Raw genomic sequence first — 19,866 nt, forward strand, 5'->3', positions numbered from 1 at the left:
CGAATGTCCTCTTTCCCGGGTAGCGTGGTGGGTTGATGTCTGACACTGAAATGACGGTTGCGCAGCTGCGCGAATGGCTGCGCAACTGGATCGCCGACGCGACCGGGCAGCCGGTCTCCCAGATCTCGGACGATCGTCCGATGGAGGAGTTCGGGCTGTCCTCCCGGGACGCCGTCGCCATGGCGGGTGAGATCGAGGAACTCCTCGGTGTCACCCTCAACGCGACGATCGCCTACCAGCACCCGACGATCGCGTCGCTCGCGACGCGCATCATCGAAGGTGAGCCCGAGGCACCCGCCGAGGACGACTCCGCCCTGTACACGGTCGGTGCCGCGGCGGGTTCGAAGGACGTCGCCATCGTCGGTCTGTCCACCCGTTTGCCGGGCCACGTCGACACCCCCGAACAGATGTGGGAGCTGCTCGCGTCCGGACGCGACGGCATCTCCGATCTGCCCGAGGGCCGCTGGTCGGAGTTCGAGAACGATCCCGCCGTGTGGGAGTCGATCCGCAACGCCAACACCAGGGGCGGCTACCTCGACGACGTCAAGGGCTTCGACGCCGAGTTCTTCGCGATGTCGCCGCGCGAGGTCGAGATGGTCGACCCGCAACAGCGCCTCGCGCTGGAGCTGACCTGGGAAGCACTCGAGCACGCGCACATCCCGCCGAGCGACCTCAAGGGCGGCTCGGTCGGTGTGTTCATCGGCAGCTCGGCGAGCGACTACATGCTCCTCGCGGTCGGCGATCCGTCCGCAGCGCATCCCTACGCGCTCACCGGCACCTCCACCGCGGTCATCGCGAACCGCGTGTCGTACTTCTACGACTTCCACGGCCCGTCGGTCACGCTCGACACGGCGTGCTCGTCGTCGCTGGTCGCCGTGCACCAGGCCGTACGTGCGCTGCGTAACGGCGAAGCCGACGTCGCCCTCGCCGGTGGCGTCAACATGCTGCTCGCCCCGGCCGGCACCCTCGGCTTCGACGAACTCGGCGTCATGGCACCCGACGGCCGCATCAAGGCGTTCTCCGCCGACGCCGACGGCATGATCCGCGCCGAGGGCGGGGGTCTCGTCGTGCTCAAGCGTCTCGAGGACGCCGAGCGCGACGGCGACGACATCCTCGCGGTGATCGCCGGTTCGGCCGTCAACCAGGACGGCCGCTCCAACGGCCTGGCCGCTCCCAACCCCGAAGCGCAGGTCGACGTGCTGCGCCGCGCCTACCGCGACGCGCAGATCCTGCCGTCCGGTGTCGACTACATCGAGGCGCACGGCACCGGCACGGTGCTCGGCGACCCGATCGAGGCCGACGCGCTCGGCCGCGTCGTCGGTCGTGGCCGCGAGGACGACAGGCCGGTCCTGCTCGGTTCGGCCAAGACCAACTTCGGTCACCTCGAGTCCGCCGCGGGTGCGGCCGGTCTCATCAAGGTCGTTCTCGCGATGCAGAACGATCAGCTGCCCCCGACGCTCAACTACACCGCGCCCAACCCGTACATCCCGTTCGACAGCGCGCACCTGAAGGTCATCCCCGAGGGCGCGAAGTGGCCGCGCTACACCGGTCGCGCCGTCGCCGGTGTATCCGGCTTCGGTTTCGGTGGCACGAACGCGCACGTCGTCGTGCGCGAGTACACCGGCCCCGAGGGGCTCGAAGCGTCCGAGGCCGAGGTCGAGGTCCTGCCGGAGGAGATCCCCGCCGCGGAGACCACCGAGCAGGCCCGCGAGCTGCCCGTCCTGCTCGCCGTCTCCGCTGCGATGCCGTCGCGTCGCCGCCGTGCCGCCGCCGATCTCGCCGACTGGCTCGAGACCGAGAAGGGCAGCACGACGCCGCTCGCCGACGTCGCCCGCACGCTCGCTCGTCGCAACCACGGCCGGTCCCGCGCGATCGTCGTGGCGAGCAACCACGGTGAGGCGATCGCCGGTCTGCGTGCCGTCGCCGCCGGCAAGCCCGCGCAGGGCGTGTTCACCGCCGACGCTCCCGCCTCCAAGGGCGCGGTGTGGGTGCTCTCCGGCTTCGGTGCCCAGCACCGCAAAATGGCCAAGCAGCTGTACCTGGAGAACCCTGTCTTCGCGGCGGCCGTCGACGAGGTCGACGAGCTGATCTACGACGAGTCGGGCTACTCCATGAAGGAGAAGTTCCTCGACGACGCGCAGGACTACGACGTCGAGACGGCGCAGGTCGGCATCTTCACGATCCAGATCGGTCTCGCCGCGCTGCTGCGCCACCACGGTGCCGAGCCCGCCGCGGTCGTCGGCCACTCGATGGGTGAGGCCGCCGGCGCCTACATCTCGGGCGGACTCTCGCTCGAGGACGCCGTGCGCGTCATCTGCTCGCGTTCGCGTCTGATGGGTGAGGCCGAATCCGGCCTGACCGGCGACGACATCCGACTCATGGCGCTCGTCGAGTACAGCGCCGCCGAGATCACCGACGTGCTGCCCGACTTCCCGCAGCTCGAGGTCTGCGTCTACGCGGCGCCGACGCACACCGTCATCGGTGGCCCGCAGGAGCAGGTCAACGCGATCGTCGCGCGTGCCGAGGCCGAGGAGAAGTTCGCCCGGGTCCTGCAGACCAAGGGTGCGAGCCACACCTCGCAGGTCGATCCGATCCTCGGCGAGCTCGCGGCCGAGCTCGCCGGCATCGAACCGCACCGCCTGAAGGTCGACCTGTACTCGTCGGTCGACCAGGAGACCCTCTACCGTGCAGGTCACGAGGGCATCCACGACGTCGAGTACTGGACCAAGGGCATGCGCCACAGCGTGTACTTCACGCAGGCGATCCGGCAGGCGCTGTCCGACGGGCACACCACCTTCGTCGAGCTCAACGCCAACCCCGCGACGCTCATGTCGGTCGCGGCGACGGCCTTCGACGCCGGTGGGCAGGACGGCCAGTTCATCCAGACGCTCAAGCGCAAGGAGGACGAGTCCCTCGGTGTGCTGACCGCGCTCGCGCAGTTGTACGTGCACGGGCAGTCCGTCGATCTGAGGACGCTGCTGCCGGAAGGCGACTACGCCGACCTGCCGCGCACCGCCTTCCTACGCAAGCCGTACTGGGTCGACGCCAGCATCGGCACCTCCGGCAACGGCCGCGCGCCCGGCGCCCGGGTCGCACTGCCCGACGGCCGCTACGTGTGGGAGGTGCAGGCATCCGCCGTCACCGATGCGGCCGAGCTGGTCGTCGCGGCGGCCTCGCAGGTGCTGTCCGATGTCACGCTCACCGCGTCCATCCCGCACACCGACGTCCCCGCGACCGGCACCCTCACCACGACGCTCACCCGGCACCCGGGTGGCGCGTCACTGCAGGTGCACGCGAACACCGGCGACGGTTTCACGCTCGTCCACGAGGGTGTCGTCACCTCCGGTGAGCCGCTGCCCGCGCCCGTCGCGGTGGCCGCGAAGCCGGCCGCGCAGGCCGAGGAGCTTCCCGAGGTCGTCGAGTCGTTCGGCGACCAGTGGGATCCCAACGGATCGCAGAGCCTCGACGACCGCCTGACGCTGATCGTCGCCGAGTCCATGGGTTATGCGCCCGAGGATCTGCCCGCCGAGATCCCGCTCATCGAGCTGGGCCTCGACTCGCTCATGGCGGTCCGCATCAAGAACCGCGTCGAGTACGAGTTCGACATCCCGCAGCTGCAGCTGTCGGCGGTCAAGGACGCGAGCCTGCGCGACGTCGCGAAGTACCTGCGATACGCCGTCGAGAACCGCGAGGAGGTCGCGCAGCTCGCCGAGCAGCAGGCCGCCGAGAAGGCAGCCGAACGCGCCGCCGCTGCGGAGCAGGACGATCTTCCCGAGGTCGAGGACACCACCGCGGTGGGCGAGGCCGAGCAGATTCTCGCCGAAGCCGAAGCCGAAGCCGAAGCCGAAGCCGAAGCCGAAGCCGAAGCCGAAGCACAGACCGCGCCCGAGACGGCCGAGCCCGAGCAGGAGTCGAGCGGTGTCGACGTGCCGCCGCGCGACGCCGCGGAACGGTTGACCTTCGCCTCGTGGGCCGTGGTCACGGGCAAGTCGGCCAAGGGCATCTTCAACCCGTTGCCGAAGCTCGACCGCGATGTCGCCGAGAAGCTCGCGGCACGGCTGACCGAGCGGGCCGAGGGTGAGATCACCGTCGACGACGTGCTCTCCGCCCCGACCGTCGAGCAGCTCGCCGAGACCGTCCGTCAGCATCTCGAATCCGCCGATCGCATCGACGGACTCGTGCGCACCCTGCGGCCCCGCGCCGAGGGATCGGACACCGTGCCGGTCTTCGTCTTCCACCCCGCGGGTGGTTCGACGGTCGCGTACGAGCCGCTGCTGCGCCGCCTGCCCGCGCACACCCCGGTGTTCGGTTTCGAGCGCACCGAGGGCCCGATCGACACCCGCGCACAGGCGTACCTGCCGCTCATCGAGGAGATCCAGGGCGACGGCCCGTACGTGCTGTGCGGCTGGTCGCTCGGCGGTGTCCTGGCCTACGCGGTGGCCCGTCTGCTCCGCGAGGAGGGCAAGGACGTGCGTCTCGTCGGCCTCATCGACACCGTCATGGCCGGTGAGAAGGTCGAGGACACGCCCGACGAGATCCGCAAGCGCTGGCAGCGTTACTCGGCGTTCGCGAAGAAGACCTACGGGGTCGACGCGCCGCTACCCTACGACCTGCTGGCCGAGGCCGGCAGCGACGAGGAGCAGATCGGCATCCTGATGGGTCTGCTCGAGCTGAGCGGGGCGCAGATCCCCGGCGGCATCATCGAGCACCAGCGCACGTCGTGGCTCGACAACCGCGCCATCCAGACCGCGGATCTGCTGCCCTACGACGGCAAGGTCGTGCTGTACATGGCCGACAAGTATCACGACGACGCGATCGATCTCGAGCCGGCCTTCGGGACCCGACAGCCCGACGGTGGGTGGGGCGAGGTCGTCGCGGATCTCGAGGTCGTGCACGTCGGCGGCGATCACCTGCAGATCGTCGACGAGCCGTACATCTCGAAGGTGGGGGAAGACCTGACCCGCAAGCTGGCCGACATCGAGGCCTCGAGGAGCTGAACGAAGAAGTGAGCACCACGGCACAGAAGCTGGCCGAGCTGCGCGAGAAGCTGGAGATCGCGAAGGAGCCTGCCGGCGAACTCGCGATCGCCAAGCGCGCGAAGAAGGGCATCCCGAGCGCTCGTGAGCGCATCGACATGCTGCTCGACAGGGGCAGTTTCGTCGAGATCGGCGCGCTGATGAAGATGCCGGGCCGCGACGATGCGATGTACGGCGACGCCGTCGTCGTCGGGCACGGCACGGTCGACGGCCGCCCGGTCGCGGTGTTCTCCCACGACCAGACCGTCTTCGGCGGCAGCGTCGGTGAGATGTTCGGCCGCAAGGTCGCCGCGGTCCTCGACTTCGCCCTCAAGATCGGTTGCCCCGTCGTCGGCATCAACGACTCCGGTGGTGCCCGCGTGCAGGACGCCGTCACCTCGCTCGCCTGGTACGGCGAGATCGGCAAGCGTCACGAGCCGCTGTCGGGTCTGTGCCCGCAGATCTCGGTGATCGTCGGCAACTGCGCCGGTGGTGCGGTCTACGCGCCGATCAACACCGACGTCGTGGTCGCCACCGAAGGCGCCCACATGTTCGTCACCGGCCCGGACGTCATCAAGGCGGTCACCGGTGAGAACGTGAGCCTCGAGGAGCTCGGCGGTGCCCGTCAGCAGGCCGAGTACGGCAACGTGCACCACGTCGCGCCGGATGAGAAGGCCGCTTTCGAGTGGGTGCGGCAGTACCTGAGCTACATGCCGTCCAACGCGCAGGAGAAGCCTCCGATCATCAATCCCGGTCTCGAACCGGAGCTCACGCCCGACGATCTCGAACTCGACACGTTCATGCCCGACGCCGACAACTCCGGCTACGACATGCAGGACATCCTGCTGAAGATCTTCGACGACGGCGAGTTCCTCGAGGTCCGCGCACAGACCGCGCCGAACATCATCACCGGCTACGCCCGCGTCGACGGCCGGGCGGTGGGCGTGGTGGCGAACCAGCCGCTGTACCTGTCGGGTGCCCTCGATGCGGCTGCTGCCGACAAGGCCGCGCACTTCGTGCGCGTGTGCGACGCCTACGACATCCCGCTCGTGTTCGTCGTCGACACCCCCGGCTTCCTGCCCGGTGTCGAGCAGGAGAAGATCGGCGTCATCAAGCGTGGCGGCCGCTTCTTGTTCTCATATGTCGAGGCGTCGGTCCCGAAGGTGACCGTCGTGGTCCGTAAGGCCTACGGCGGCGGTTACGCCGTGATGGGGTCGAAGCAGCTCGGCGCCGACATCAACTTCGCGTGGCCCACCGCGCGTATCGCCGTGATGGGTGCCGAATCGGCTGTCGCGGTGATCGGTCGCCGGCAGATCGAGGCCGCGGGCGAGAACGCTCCGGCGGTGCGCCAGCAGCTCATCAACTTCTACAACGAGCACGTGGCCACGCCGTACATCGCGGCCGAGCGCGGATACGTCGACGCGGTGATCGAGCCGTCGACCACCCGTCTCGAGATCCGCAAGGCGCTGAACCTTCTTCGCGACAAGGAAGTGTTCAAGAACCCGCGGAAGCATCACCTGCTGCCGCTGTAGAGCCGTTGCCGACGGGGCCTGTGCACCAGTGCGTGCACAGGCCCCGTCGTGTATATCCGACGCCGCCCCACCGGGCCGGGGGTCAGGGCACGGTCCAGGAACCCCGGCCCGGCAGGAAGGTGATGTCGGTGGTCGTCACGACCGCCTCGATACGTCCGGAGCCGGTCTCGAACCAGGGGTATTCCCATCCTGCGGAGGGGATGGGCGGGTAGATCGGCAGGGTGACGGTGCCACGCTGTCCGGTGGTGACGTTCGTCCAGTTCACGAGGCACGGGCACTGGAAGCTGCTGCCGAATCGCGAGAAGCCGGGACGCTCGGGGTCCACACCGACGGTCACGCCCTCGTTGACGAGGAGACCTCCCCACCCTGCGGAACCGGTGCCACCGACCGCGCCGATCACAGGGCTCAGGGTCGTAGCCGCCACAGGCTCCGCGGACGCTGCGGGAGCGGTGACCACACCGAGCGCGAGCGCCGCGCCCAGGGCTGCCGTGAATGCGATCTTTCTCGAGGTCGTCATGCCCTGTGTGTCGCCCGTCGGCGTCACTTCCGTTACTCGCGCCTCATCCGTCACTCGTAGACGCGCATCGGCGCGGGTTTCCACAACCCGGACCTCGTCACCTCGGTGGTGGTCAGTTCGGCCGGCTGCGCATTCGGGTAGAAGCGCACGTACCGCTCCACCGAACCCCAGTCGCGCCCCCAGTCGTTCTCGAGGTAGGTGGGCACCTGCTCGGGTCGCGCCAGGACCTCCGCGAAGCCGAGCGGGCCACCGTTGTCGGCCGACTGCCAGGTGTCGGTCGACGACACCGCGAGCGGACGGTCGGGGAGGACCCGGTAGTTCGGCATCTCGGCCACACCGGCCCAGTGGTCGAACGGCCGCTGGCACGGGAACTGCAGACCCACGGCCCAGTCCAGCAGGAGCGGCTGCTCGGAACCGAGCTGGGCGTCGAGCCGCTCGAGGATGGGGACGCGCGGCGGCGTGAACGCCAGCCACTGGTCGCCGGTGAGGTTGGGGTCGTTGGCGACGATGCGGACGGCGTCGACGTCGTCGGGCAGGTCGGCGAGCGGCACACGCAGGTTCCGCCACGACGGTGCGGGGCCGATGTCGCGCGGCAGGTAGGTGCCCTTCGCCTCGACGCTGCCGTCGGCCTGGCGGGTGCCGTACTCGACGAGCAGCGACTGGCCGTAGGTCAGTGCACCGGTGTCGTCGTACGACCAGATGCGACCGGCCGCGGAGATGATCACCAGCGGCGTCTCGTCGGTGATCCCGGGAAGGGCGTACCAGCTGGAGGTGAGCGCGGCGGGTTCCTGCACACCCTCCTGGTAGCTGCCGAGCACCGGGGTGACGGACGGGTCGAGCCCGAAGGGCAGACGCACGGTGCTGCCGTTGACGGTCTGCTCACCGGAACCACCCGTGGTGCCGCCGCCCGCGCCCGTCTCGAAGGTCGGGCCGACGCTCTGGTTGTCGGTGTTGCCCTGACCCGGCTTGACCTCGACGTAGTCGGCGGTCAGGTCGGACGGCACGCCGTCGGGAGTGAAACCGCGCGGCGCCGCACCGGCGAGCGGGTCGTCGTTTGCCGGCGGATCGGCGGGGTCGATGATCGGTTCGAGGCGTCCCTCGTTGGGGTCGGCCTCGACGAGCACGTCGTTCGCGAGACCGCAGGTCTGCCCGGCGACCGCCCCGATGTTGGAGCGAGCGAGCGAGTACGCCGGGTATTGCGACACCGCGCCCTTGAGCAGCGACAGCACCTCGAACAGCACCATCACCGCGGCGACGACCGTGAGCGGCGCAGCCGCGAGGGCGCGGATCCGCCGGCCCTTCTTCGTCTCGGCCGACTCCGGCGGCGGTGCGTAGCCCTCGCGGAGGTACTGCCACGCGACGAGCACCAGGGCGAGACCGAACAGGACCAGGAACAGCGAGCTCGACTGGTAGCCGCTCAGCGAGACGGTCTTGTCGAACCACGGCACGCCATAGCTCGAGACGTACCACCAGCCGTTGATGCCGGCGAACGACACCGCCAGGACGAACAGCACTCCGGCGAGGAAAATCGTGCGGTTGCGCCGCGACCGCAATGCGCTCGCGGAGACCACGACGGCGGTGACCGTCGCGAGCGATCCGGCGATGCCTGCGTACGCCCCGAAGTGGTGGGTCCACTTCGTGGGGTTGAACATCATGAAGAAGATCGTGCCGAAGACGATGCCGAGCAGACGCCAGGTCGGGCTCACGGCGACGCCGGGGATCCGGCGGCGGCGCAGCAGCACGAACAGCGTCGTGAACAGGCACAGCAGCATCGTGAGGAACGCGAAGCGGCGCGGCAGCGACCCGTCGACGGTCTGCACCATCAGGTAGTAGTAGCGGAGGAAGTCGTTCCACCACTCCTCGTTGGGGCCGATGATGGTGCGCACGCGGGTCGCCTCGAGGACCGCGGCGAGGGTCTGGTCGGAGAACACCACGACGAGCACGAGCATCCCGGCGGCGCCGATCGGGGCGAGCAGTGGCAGGGTGCCGACCTCGCGGTGGCGGCGCACGATGATCCGCGTCATCGGCCGGATGCCGGCGATGAGCGCGGCGATACACATCAGGCCCGTCGGTGCAGCGGCGAGGGTGAAGGCGCCGATGAACACCGCCGTCGCGGCGGGCAGCAGACGACCGGTCGCGATGGCGCGTTCGATCGAGCACCAGGTCAGCAGCGCACCGAGCGCGACGATCGGCTCGGGCCGCAGACCGTTGTTGTAGGGCAGCCAGAAGGCGAGGAAGACCAGTCCGCCGGTCCACAGTGCGATGCGGTTGTGCCGCACGGCCCGGCCGAGACGCGGCACCACCTCACGGCTGATGACCATCCAGCACAGGATTCCGGCGATCAGTGCCGGGATGCGCATCCATGGGCTGGCCGTGGAGATCTTCGCGAACGCCGCCAGCACGTCGTAGTACCAGCCGAAGGGAGCTTCGGGGACACCGAACCAGCGGAAGTAGTTGGCCATGTAGCCGGAGTTCTCCGCCGCCCGGGCCATGGTCAGCAGGTAGCCGTCGTCCGAGGTGTTCGCGCCGAAGAAGTGCCAGCCGACGAGCGTGAGGACCACGACGACGTCGACGCCGGTGAACTTCCACCAGCGGGACGGCAGGAAGCGGCGGTGACCGCGACCGTCCGTGCCGTCGAGCTTGGCCAGCGCGCCGAGCGCGAGTGCCGTCGACAGCACCGCGAGGACCATCGCGAGGGACTTGACCAGCGTCGGCGACGACGTGAACCGGGAATCGACATCGACGGTGACGTCGAGGCCGGGAACCGCGGTCGGCAGGTCGCTGAACACGCCCACGACGAGCGGCCGCAGGTCGCCGGTGAGCTCACCCGACCGCGGGTTGCCGTTCTCGTCCGAGAGGCCGACGAACTCGGCGGTGGTGCGTTCGGAGTCGGAGAAGATCTGCAGTTCGCTGCACGCACCCGACTCGACGTCGGCGCGCGGCGCGGTCGCGACCACCACGTTGCGGTCGAGCACGTCGACGTTCTCGGCGCCGACCCGCACGAACATCGCGTTGAGGGCGGCGTCCTGCCCGTTGGTGGGGGCGGTCGCGAGCAGCATCCCGCCGTCGCCGGGCATCTCCGCGACGGCGCTGCACGGCACGGTGGCGCGGAGTTGGAGGGGGACCTGCGACATCAGCGGCAGTTCGACGTCGGTCGCCGCCGCGTCCTGCGGCCACGACATCGTCGCCTCGGTCACGCGGACCGGGAGAAACGGTGTGGCCAGCGCCAAGATCATGCCGAGCAACCCGGCGACGACGGCGACGAGTCGCGCAGTCCGGTACCGAGTGCGAAGGTCCTCGCCCATCGACCGGGGGGCGGTCGGAGCGGGCGCGGGTGAGGTCGTCACGTCGTCGGGCACGGGAGTCGATGGTATCCGGCGACGTGGTGTGACGGCACTCGCCCTTACTCCAGCAGGACGGGGACCCCGTCACGGATGCGGCCCGGCGACCACAGGCCGGAGCGGGTCGTCACGTCGGTGGTGACCTCCGCGGGGGAGGCATCCGGGTCGATCGGACGGTACTGCTCGAGCGATCCCCAGTCGCGATCCCAGTCGTGGTTCAGATAGGTGGGGACGGCCTCGGCGTTCAGCAGAAGCGGGATCCAGCCGAGCGGTCCGCCGCCGATGTCGTCCTGCCAGCCGTTCGTCGCGTCGGCCCCGACCCGGTCCGGGAGGATGCGGTACTCGGGGACCTCGGCGACACCGTTGCGGTGCCCGAAGGGTCGCTGGCACGGGAAGGCGAGACCCACCGACCAATCGATGAGGACCGGGGCGTCGGATCCGACGACCTCCTGCAGGGTCTGCATGCGCGGCATCCGCGGCGGCGTGACCGCGACCCACTGGTCGGGGGAGAGGTCACCGTCGTCGACGACGATCCGCACGGCGTCGGCGTCGGCCGGGATCGCGTCGCTCGGCACGCGCAGGTTGCGCCAGGACGGCGACGGGCCGATGTCGATCGGGGCGAGCGTGGCCAGCGGCGTCACGTCGTCCCCGGATGACGAACCGAACTCCAGCAGCACGTCCTGACCGGGGGTGATGACACCGTCGGGGTCGACGTAGCGGATGCGTCCCGCCGCGGTCACGACCAGCAGCGGTGTCTCAGCGGTGCGCTCCGGCAGCGCGTACCAGCCGGACTCGAGTTCGGCCGACTGCTGCACCCCGGAGCGGTAGCTGCCGAGGACGGGCGTGGTCTGCGGGTCGAGGCCGAAGGGCAGCTTCACGGTGCTGCCGTTGATGCCCTCGTCGCTGGTGCGACCGCCCTCGGTGCCGGCGCTGGTGGATGTGGTGGTGCCGCCCTCCTCGCTGTCGACGGTGTTGGCGCCACCGGTCGTGGTGGTCTCCGCGTCGGCGGTGAGGTCGAGGGCCACGCCGTTCGGGGTGAAACCGACGGCCGTGCCCGCACCCAGGGCCTCGCCCGCATCACCGTCGAGGGGCTGAAGCATGGTCGCGTTCGGTTCGGACTCGACGAGCACCTCGTCGGCGAGTCCGCAGGAGTTGCCTGTGAGGGCCGCCGCGTTCGACTTGGCGATCGAATAGGCCGGGTACTGCGAGACCGCGCCCTTGAGCAGCGACAGCACCTCGAACAGCACCACCGCCGCCGCGACCAGCGTGAGCGGGGCCGACGCCAGGGCCCGCACCCTGCCGTTGCGGTCGGGTCGCGGCGTGGTGAACGGCTCGCGCAGGTGGAACCACGCGGCGAGGAGCAGGGCGAGCACCGTGAGGCCGAGCAGTGCCGTGGAGAAGGCGTAACCGGAGATCGACGGCGGCTTGTCCCACCACGGGATGCCGTAGCTCGAGACGTACCACCAGCCGTTCGAACCGGTGAAGGCCATCGCCAGGACGAACAGCACCCCGGCGGTGAACAGCGCCCGGTTGCGGGCCGATCGGATGCCGACCGAGCCCACTCCGATCGCGGCGAGCGCAGCCACCGACGCGGCCAGGCCCGCGTACACACCGAAGTGGTGTGTCCACTTCGTCGGCGTGAGCATCATGAGCAGCAACGACGCGAAGACGATGCCGAGGATGCGGCGCGAGGGTCCGATAGCGGTGCCCGGGATGCGGCCCTTGCGCAGGATCAGCATGACGCACACGACCAGGCACAACAGCATCACGAACACGCCGAACCGGCGGGCCAGCGAACCGTCGGGGGAGACGGTGAGCAGTGCGTCCCACCGCAGTCGCTCGTCGAACCACGGCACGTTCGGTCCCACGGCCGAACGCACGCGGGTCGCTTCGAGGACCGACGCGAGCGTCTGGTCGGCGAAGACGGCGATGAGCACGACGGTGCCCGACGCCAGGATCGGCGCGAGGGGCGCGACGACACCGACGAGATGCCGGCGCGCGATAAGAACCTTCACCAGCGGGCGCATCCCGGCGACGAGTGCGGCCACCGCGATCAGGCCGGTCGGGCCGGCGGCGAGAGAGAAGGCCGCGATGAGGACCGCGATCGCGGCGGGCAGCATGCGCCCGGTCGCGATGGCGCGTTCGACGGAGCACCAGGTCAGCAGCGCACCGACCGCGATGATCGGCTCCGGGCGCAGACCGTTGTTGTAGGGGAGCCAGAAGGCGAGGAAGACCAGCCCGGCCGTCCACAGCGACACCCGGCTGTGCTGGACAGCGACGCCGAGCCGGGGGATGACCTCGCGGCTGATGACCATCCAGCACAGGATCGCCGCGATGAGCGTGGGCAGGCGCATCCACACGCTCGACGTCGAGACCTGTGCGAACACGACGAGCACGTCGTAGAACCAGCCGAACGGCGCCTCGGGCACACCGAACCAGCGGAAGTAGTTGGCCATGTATCCGGCGTCGCCGGACACCCGCGCCATGTTGAGGATGTAGCCGTCGTCCGAGGTGTTCGCGCCGATGATGTGCCAGAGCAGCAGAGTGCTCACGACCACCGCGTCCACGAGGGTGAACCGCCACCAGCGGGCCGGCAGGAACCGGCGCGCGCGGCGCCCGTCGATCCCGTCGAGTCGATGCAGAGCGACGAGGGAGACCAGCGTCGCGAGCGCGCACACGATCATCGCGAGGAGCTTGAGCACCGTGGGGGTCGAGGTGAACCGCGAGTCGAGCTCGGCGCGCACCGACAACCGCTCGGTGGAGTCGTCACCGTCGGGTTCGAAGGCGCCGGCCGGGCCGCCGAGGTCGCTGAAGACACCGACCATCTGCGGCCGCTCGTCGCCCTCGAGCTCGATCGCCACCGGCGGGTCGGCGCCCACGATCTCGGCGGCGGTGCGTTCGGAGTTCGATGCGACCGTCACGGCCGTACACGGCTCGTCGAGCGGCGCCGAGACGAGCACCGAGTTGCGCAGGACGGCCTCGACGGTGCCGGGAGCGCCGTCCTCACCGGGTATCGCGCGGATCACCAGGCCCTCCGCCGTGGCGTCGGGGGAGCCGGACGGGATGGTCGAGACGAGGGTGCCGCCGTCGGAACCGAGCTGCGCTGCTGCCGCGCACGGCACGCTGGCCCGCAGCGTGAGCGGGGCGTAGGTGACGAGCGGCGCCTCGACACTGTCGATGCTGCCGTTCTGCGGCCATTGCAGTTCGCCGGTTTCCTGCCGGACCGGCAGGAACGGAAGGGTCAGAGCCAGCACGAACCCGAGCAGTCCCGACACGATCGCGACGATCCGAGCTGTGCGGACGCGCGATGTCGGGTCGGGCGAATCGGTTTTCCCGGGCGAAGCGGTATCGGCTGGCACAAGCGTCGATGCTAGGCGAGTCCCGTCACGGGGCCGGCGCGTGCCGCTCCGCTCGCACCACTCGCGGGTACTCCGCGGTTCTGTCCGACCACGTCCGGAGCGATGCCTCCCGCCACTAGCATCGCTGTCTATGAGGACTTCCACCCCGATCGGGCGCGCTCTGCGCGCGGCGGGCATCGGGGAGGTCTGCGACGACTCGACCACGCGCGCGCTGTACTCGTCCGACGCTTCTCTCTATCGCGTCCCGCCACAGGCCGTGGTGCGCGCCCGATCGATCGACGACGTCGCCACGACCCTCGACGTGTGCCGCCGGGAAGGTGTCCCCGTCACCTCCCGCGGCACCGGCACCTCGCTCGCGGGCAACGCTGTCGGGCCTGGCGTGGTCATCGACTTCTCGCGTCACCTGAACCGGGTGCTCTCCGTCGACCCAGAGACCCGGACCGCGCGGGTGCAACCGGGTGTCGTGCAGGCCGAACTGCAGCGCGCCGCGGCACCGCACGGTCTGCGCTTCGGCCCCGATCCGTCCACCCACAACCGGTGCACGATCGGCGGGATGATCGGTAACAACGCGTGCGGGGCGCGGGCGCTCGGCTACGGCCGCACGTCCGACAACGTCGTCGCGCTCGAAGTGCTCACCGGCACCGGGCACCCGCTGACGCTGCCCGGCGAGGATCCGGTGCTGGAACCGTTGCGGGAGATCGTCGCCCGCGACCTCGCGACCATCCGCACCGAATTCGGTCGCTTCGGTCGGCAGGTGTCGGGTTATGCACTCGAGCATCTGTTGCCGGAGAACGGTTTCGACGTCCGGAAGCTGTTCGTCGGTAGCGAGGGCACACTCGGGATCACGACCGAGGCGACGGTGCAGCTGGTCGCCGACCCTGCCGTCCGCACGATGGTCGTGCTCGGCTATCCAGACATCGTCGCCGCCGGCAACGCCGCGCACGGACTACTGGGTTTCCGGCCCACGGCGTGCGAAGGGCTCGACTCGCGGATCGTCGACATCGTCCGGCACCGGCGCGGACCGCAGGCGGTACCGCCCCTGCCGTCGGGTGCGGCCTGGCTGTTCGTCGAACTGGCCGGTGACGACGCCGACGAGGTGCGCGGCCGGGCGAAGGCACTCGCGCAGGCCGTCGCCGCGACCGACGTCCTGCACGTCGAGGACCAGGCGCGTGCCGCTGCGCTGTGGCGTATCCGGGAGGAGGGAGCCGGCCTGTCGGCGAGAAGTCCGAAGGGACTGCCCGCGCACGCGGGATGGGAGGACGCCGCCGTCCCTGCCCACCGCGTCGGCGACTATCTCCGCGACTTCGAGGAACTGCTTGCCGGATACGACGTCACCGGCTATCCCTACGGGCACTTCGCCGACGGCTGCATCCACATCCGCCTCGACATCCCCCTCGAGGTTCCGGGTCTGTTCCGCGAATTCCTTTTCGAGGCAGCTGAACTCGTCGTCGAATACGGCGGGTCGATGTCGGGGGAGCACGGCGACGGGCGTGCCCGGAGCGAACTGCTGCCCGTGATGTACTCACCCGACGCGCTCGCACTGTTCGGGGCTGTGAAGTCGGTCTTCGATCCGGAGAACGTCCTCAACCCCGGCGTGCTCGTCGACCCGCGGCCCGTCGACGCCGACCTGCGCGTCCCGGCGGCCGGGAAGATCCGGGAGGGCCTGGCCTTCCGCTATCTCGAGGACGGCGGCGACTTCACGCAGGCAGTGCACCGGTGTACCGGGATCGGCAAGTGCCGCGCCGACAATACCGGCACCGGCGGGGTGATGTGCCCGTCCTTCCTCGCGACCCGCGAGGAGAAGGACTCCACCCGAGGACGTGCCCGGGTGCTGCAGGAGATGCTCAACGGTCACCTCGTCGCCGAGTCGTGGCAGTCGCCGGAGGTGCACGAGGCGCTCGATCTGTGCTTGTCGTGCAAGGGATGTCTGTCGGACTGTCCGACCGGAGTCGACATGGCGACCCTCAAATCCGAAGTCCTGCACCAGACCTACCGGGGACGGAGGCGGCCCGCCAGTCACTACGGTCTCGGCAGGCTGCCGCAGTGGGCGGCGATCGCCTCCCGTGCGCCACGCGCCGTCAACGCCCTTGTCCGCGCTCCGGGGGTCGTCCCGCTCGGGTTGACCGTCGCCGGTCTCGACCGCCGCCGCCGTGTACCGAGGTTCGCGCCCCGCACCTTCCGGAAGTGGTTCGCCGACACCCTCTCGCGACGATCCCGCACAGGCGATTCGGTGCTGCTGTTCGTCGATACTTTCACCGAGTACTTCACCCCGGAGATCGGGGTTGCCGCCGTGCGCGTGCTCGAAGCCGCCGGACACAGCGTGCACCTCACCGACGAACCCCGCTGCTGCGGCCTGACGTGGATCACCACCGGCCAGCTCGACCAGGCCCGGAAGATCCTGGGCCGCACCGTTGCCGAACTCTTCCGCAGCGGCATGCCGATCGTCGGTCTCGAACCGTCGTGTACCGCCGTCCTGCGTTCCGACGCGGTCGAACTGCTCGGGTCCGCACCTGCTCGCCTCGTGGCCGACAGCACCACGACCCTCGCCGAACTCCTCGCCGACTGGGAACCGCCGTCGCTGGACGGCACACGGATCGTCGCACAACCCCACTGCCACCACCACGCCGTCATGGGATGGGGCGCCGACGCCGCACTGTTGCGACGCGCGGGTGCCGACGTGCAGCGCCTCGCCGGCTGCTGCGGCCTGGCCGGGAATTTCGGAGTCGAACGCGGGCACTACGACGTGTCGGTGGCGGTCGCGCGAACCCAACTGCTGCCGGCCGTCGACGCGGCATCCGACGACGCGGTGATCCTCGCCGACGGCTACTCGTGCCGTACCCAGCTGAGCGACCTCACGACGCGGCGCGGCACGCACCTGGCGGAGTTGCTGGCCTCACGACTGCCGTAGGCCCGGAGACGTCCTTACCCTCTACGCCGCCGTCCTCTGGTGCGTTCGCTTCGGGTGGGGCGCGGCCCGAGTTCGTAGGGGATCTTCAGGATGTGGCGGGTTTTGGCGTCGATGTCGCAGTTGCCGGAGGCGACGGAGTGGAGGATGCCGTTGTAGACCAGGTCCCACAGGTCGGGGTTGCGTTGGATCTCGCTGATCTTGAACGAGTGGATCTTGTTGCCGTGTGCATCTTTCAAACGGAGAACGCGGTTCGGCCCGTCGGCTGAAAATCGTATGCGGGTGAGGTGATAGGTGTCAACCCAATCGTCGCGCCACTGCACCCAGGTGGATCCGACTGCGGTCCAATGGTTTCTGGTGGCGCCGAACATCACCCACGCACCCACAGCCATGATGACCCACATGACCCACATGTGGGTCCAGCGAAGGCCTCCGTCGACAAGGGTGAGGTACGCGACCGAGATGCCCACGATGAAGAGCGCGCTCGTGTACTGGTCACGGGCGGTGGGCTGGAGCCATTCGAGAACGGGTCCGAGATGTTCCGGCGCTTCCGGAGGCTTCCGTGGGGATCTGTCGGTCGGCGTGTGCTCGATTCTCTGGTAGATGCGTGGCGCACGGGGTGGTCGCGGCTCTCCGGTATTCGGATCCGGCATTGCGGGTAGATTCACAGCGTCACCCTCTACGCCGCCGTCCTCTGATGCGTTCGCTACGGGTGGGGCGCGGCCCGAGTTCGTAGGGAATCTTCAGGATGTGGCGGGTCTTGGCGTCGATGTCGCAGTGGCCCGACGCGACGGAGTGGAGGATGCCGTTGTAGACGAGATCCCACAGGTCGGGGTTGCGCTGGATCTCGCTGATCTTGAAAGAATGGATCTCGTTGCCGTGGGCATCCTTCAGCCGAAGAACGCGGCTGTAGCCGTCAGCGGAGAATTGGATGCGGGTGAGTTTGTATGTGTCGACCCAACTGCCGCGCCACTGCACCCAACTGACACCGGCTGCTGTCCAGTGGTTTCCGGAGGCCCGGAACATGATCCATGGGAAGAGCGCGAGCAGACCCCATGCCCACCATTCGAGGACCCAGCTGAAACCCCCTGCGCTGATCGTCCCGAATACCGCGAGTAGTCCGGCGAGCATCGCGGCATCGCCGTACTGGTCGCGAAGGGTGGGCTGGAGCCATTCGAGTGTGGGTCCGAGGTGATCCGGTGCCTTCGGTGGGTTTCGGGGCAGTCGGTCGGTCGGTGTGTACTCGGTGCCGTGATGGATGCGCGGTGCGCAGGGTGGGCGGGGTTCCCCGGTGATCGGATCAGGCATCTGAGGCAGGTCGGTTGCATTCATTCGTGACCTCAGAACAGGTTTCCAACCCAGCGGGCTGCGGAACCCGCCGCACCGGAGATGTCGTCCCAGTGCTCGATCACTTCACCTACACCGAACGCTACCCCGACTCCGGCGCCAACTGCCAGCAGTGTCACGGGTCCGCCTGCTGCGCTGGCAAGAATCAGTTCGGTCGCAACTGTTCCCGCGACGAAACCTCCCACGTTCTTGGCTACCGCCTCGACCGCCTCGGTACTGTCATCGGCATTGCTGACATCGTGGAAGGTTTGCCATCCAGTCAAGGCCAACCCGACAACAGGAATTTTGGCTCCGGTTTTCGAGAGGGCCGACCCTTCCGGAAGGAAGCTGTCGACGTTCTTTCCGAACAACTGGACGAACTTGTTGTCGCCGAGCCCGGCAAGCAGTCGAGAGTTCTCCGCAGCGAACCGCGCAGCATCGTCCGCTCCGCCCTGGAAGGCTCGAACAGCCCTGGCGGCTGTTGCTTCAGGGTACGGATCGCCAAGTCGCGCCGCTTCGGCAGCAAGCTCACGCAGCCGGGCGAGGGTCGCACCTCGCGTAGCGGCTTCGTTGCCCCATTTCGACAGCTCGGAGACTGTCGTCGCTATGTATCCGCCCACGGTATGCGCCAAGAGCCATTCCCACTGGGCTTCTGCGTCCTTCAGGATCGTCGTCGGCCCGCGCAAGGCTTCCGCGAGCGCGCTGTGCGCTCCGGTTTCGGCCGCGCGACCTTCCGCAACGAGCCCCGCAGCCGCCTCGTAGGCTGCGATCTGCTTCGTCCGAAAAACCTGGGGTGCAATGTCGTACGAGTTCGGATCGACGCTGAGTGGCTCACCGATCCCGACGCCGAACTCCACGGGAATACCGGCTTCCGCCGCTGTCGCCTCGGCCTGCGACATGCGTGACCCGGCGGTGACGAGTCCGTCGGCGAATGCGCGCAGGGCAGCGGCGATCACGTCGATCTGGTCTGCGGCCTCGGTCGTCCCCGTGATGACGCGGTCGAGCGTCGTGCGGAACGCATCTCCCGCAGGGCTTCTGAATTCGTACTCGGACTCGGTGCGTCCGTCGCGCGCCACCTTCAGTCGGTCGTGCACACCCGTGGCGAGGGCAGTGAGCGAATCCGCGCATGCGTAGCAGGAGGTGGGGTCGCCGAAGACTCGGGTGTCGAGGCTCATCCCTCACCGGCCTTCGCCATCTCCTGAGCAGTGTGCGACTCGGCGTCCTGGTAGGCGCGCAGACTGTCCTGGGTGGCGTCCGCTGCATCGGCCAGCGACCGGACCGCCGCGTCCAGCGCGGAAGCAATCGACCCGAGAGCGTCGACGAGCAGTGCGGTGGCGGCACCCGCGTCGGGTATCGGTGCGGGATCGGATCCGAGCTCGTCGATTCCCATTGCTCCGGTCGCCAGGAGCTTCGCGACCGTGTCGAGGTCACCGATGTCGATGCTCACCGGGTCGCTCTCCTGCCGAGCGGGTCCTCGAACGGACGGTCGTCGTCCGCGATCGGGGGTGGCGGTGGTTGTCGGCCGTCGAGCAGGACCACGTCGTACCCGGTGGTCCGGTGGATCTCCTGCAGCCCTGTGCTGTCGACGCCCATCCACGGCTGCTGCGGTCCGCAGCAGCGGGCCAGTTCCTTCGGTGAGGTGTAGGCGGGCAACGCCAGCCGGCCGTCGGGCAGTGTGCGCATCTCGAGCCGAACGTGCCCGGAACTGTCGCGGCGTCGGATCGGCACATACAGAACGTCGCTCATCGAATCCCCCGATTCCGTCGCACCCCCCGTACGACTCGCCGCGACCTTACCGTAGCGGCGATGAGTTTCCGGCTCCTGCCCGGTCGGTATCTGCGACAGCACCGCTGCCCACCTACCAGGAGGCC

11 protein-coding genes are annotated in these 19,866 nt (G+C 69.0%); 3 read left to right on the forward strand and 8 right to left on the reverse strand.

The genetic code is table 11. The features are described 5' to 3' along the window. The first annotated feature begins 50 nt into the window (after positions 1-50). Together pks13 and ACQR3U_RS09420 are read left to right on the forward strand one after the other, a co-directional pair. A complete protein-coding gene (gene pks13, locus ACQR3U_RS09415; protein WP_230810425.1) occupies positions 51-4,997 on the forward strand; it encodes a polyketide synthase Pks13 in 4,947 nt (1,648 codons plus the stop codon). Between the two features lie 8 nt (positions 4,998-5,005). Continuing rightward, entirely contained in the window at positions 5,006-6,547 is a 1,542-nt protein-coding gene (locus ACQR3U_RS09420) for an acyl-CoA carboxylase subunit beta (RefSeq protein ID WP_006553448.1), read from the forward strand. Positions 6,548-6,629: 82 nt separating this feature from the next. Here ACQR3U_RS09420 and ACQR3U_RS09425 read toward each other — a convergent pair whose 3' ends face one another. The 3 genes from ACQR3U_RS09425 to ACQR3U_RS09435 are packed head-to-tail and all read right to left on the reverse strand — an operon-like array spanning position 6,630 to position 13,764. Beyond that, the gene (locus tag ACQR3U_RS09425; RefSeq protein ID WP_033097841.1) at positions 6,630-7,064 is read right to left on the reverse strand and encodes a hypothetical protein; all 435 of its coding nucleotides are present in this window, start codon (positions 7,062-7,064) and stop codon (positions 6,630-6,632) included. Positions 7,065-7,114: 50 nt separating this feature from the next. After that, positions 7,115-10,423: an arabinosyltransferase domain-containing protein gene (locus ACQR3U_RS09430; protein ID WP_039583415.1), complete on the reverse strand. Its 3,309-nt coding sequence runs from the start codon at positions 10,421-10,423 to the stop codon at positions 7,115-7,117. A gap of 44 nt (positions 10,424-10,467) precedes the next feature. Continuing rightward, positions 10,468-13,764: an arabinosyltransferase domain-containing protein gene (locus ACQR3U_RS09435; protein ID WP_230810399.1), complete on the reverse strand. Its 3,297-nt coding sequence runs from the start codon at positions 13,762-13,764 to the stop codon at positions 10,468-10,470. A gap of 130 nt (positions 13,765-13,894) precedes the next feature. Between ACQR3U_RS09435 and ACQR3U_RS09440 the strand changes: the two genes are divergently transcribed. Continuing rightward, positions 13,895-16,672 (forward strand): FAD-binding and (Fe-S)-binding domain-containing protein, encoded by a 2,778-nt coding sequence (locus ACQR3U_RS09440; RefSeq protein ID WP_230810400.1) that lies wholly within the window; start codon positions 13,895-13,897, stop codon positions 16,670-16,672. A 14-nt stretch (positions 16,673-16,686) separates the two neighbouring features. On the opposite strand, the gene ACQR3U_RS09445 is transcribed toward ACQR3U_RS09440, so the two are convergent. From ACQR3U_RS09445 to ACQR3U_RS09465, 5 genes are read right to left on the reverse strand one after another with little or no spacing between them, the layout of a single operon-like run. Further along, on the reverse strand, positions 16,687-17,322 hold the full coding sequence (locus tag ACQR3U_RS09445) for a hypothetical protein (RefSeq protein WP_230810401.1): 636 nt from the start codon (positions 17,320-17,322) through the stop codon (positions 16,687-16,689). Between the two features lie 19 nt (positions 17,323-17,341). Beyond that, positions 17,342-18,001: a hypothetical protein gene (locus ACQR3U_RS09450; protein WP_230810402.1), complete on the reverse strand. Its 660-nt coding sequence runs from the start codon at positions 17,999-18,001 to the stop codon at positions 17,342-17,344. Between the two features lie 8 nt (positions 18,002-18,009). Beyond that, on the reverse strand, positions 18,010-19,170 hold the full coding sequence (locus tag ACQR3U_RS09455; protein ID WP_230810403.1) for a hypothetical protein: 1,161 nt from the start codon (positions 19,168-19,170) through the stop codon (positions 18,010-18,012). Continuing rightward, on the reverse strand, positions 19,167-19,442 hold the full coding sequence (locus ACQR3U_RS09460; RefSeq protein WP_230810404.1) for a hypothetical protein: 276 nt from the start codon (positions 19,440-19,442) through the stop codon (positions 19,167-19,169). Before ACQR3U_RS09460 ends, ACQR3U_RS09455 begins: the two co-directional genes overlap by 4 nt. Next, positions 19,439-19,741: an SAV_915 family protein gene (locus tag ACQR3U_RS09465; protein WP_006553457.1), complete on the reverse strand. Its 303-nt coding sequence runs from the start codon at positions 19,739-19,741 to the stop codon at positions 19,439-19,441. Before ACQR3U_RS09465 ends, ACQR3U_RS09460 begins: the two co-directional genes overlap by 4 nt. Positions 19,742-19,866 lie beyond the last annotated feature (125 nt).

The organism is Rhodococcus sp. IEGM1339 (genome assembly GCF_050321925.1).
GTDB lineage: Bacteria > Actinomycetota > Actinomycetes > Mycobacteriales > Mycobacteriaceae > Rhodococcus > Rhodococcus pyridinivorans.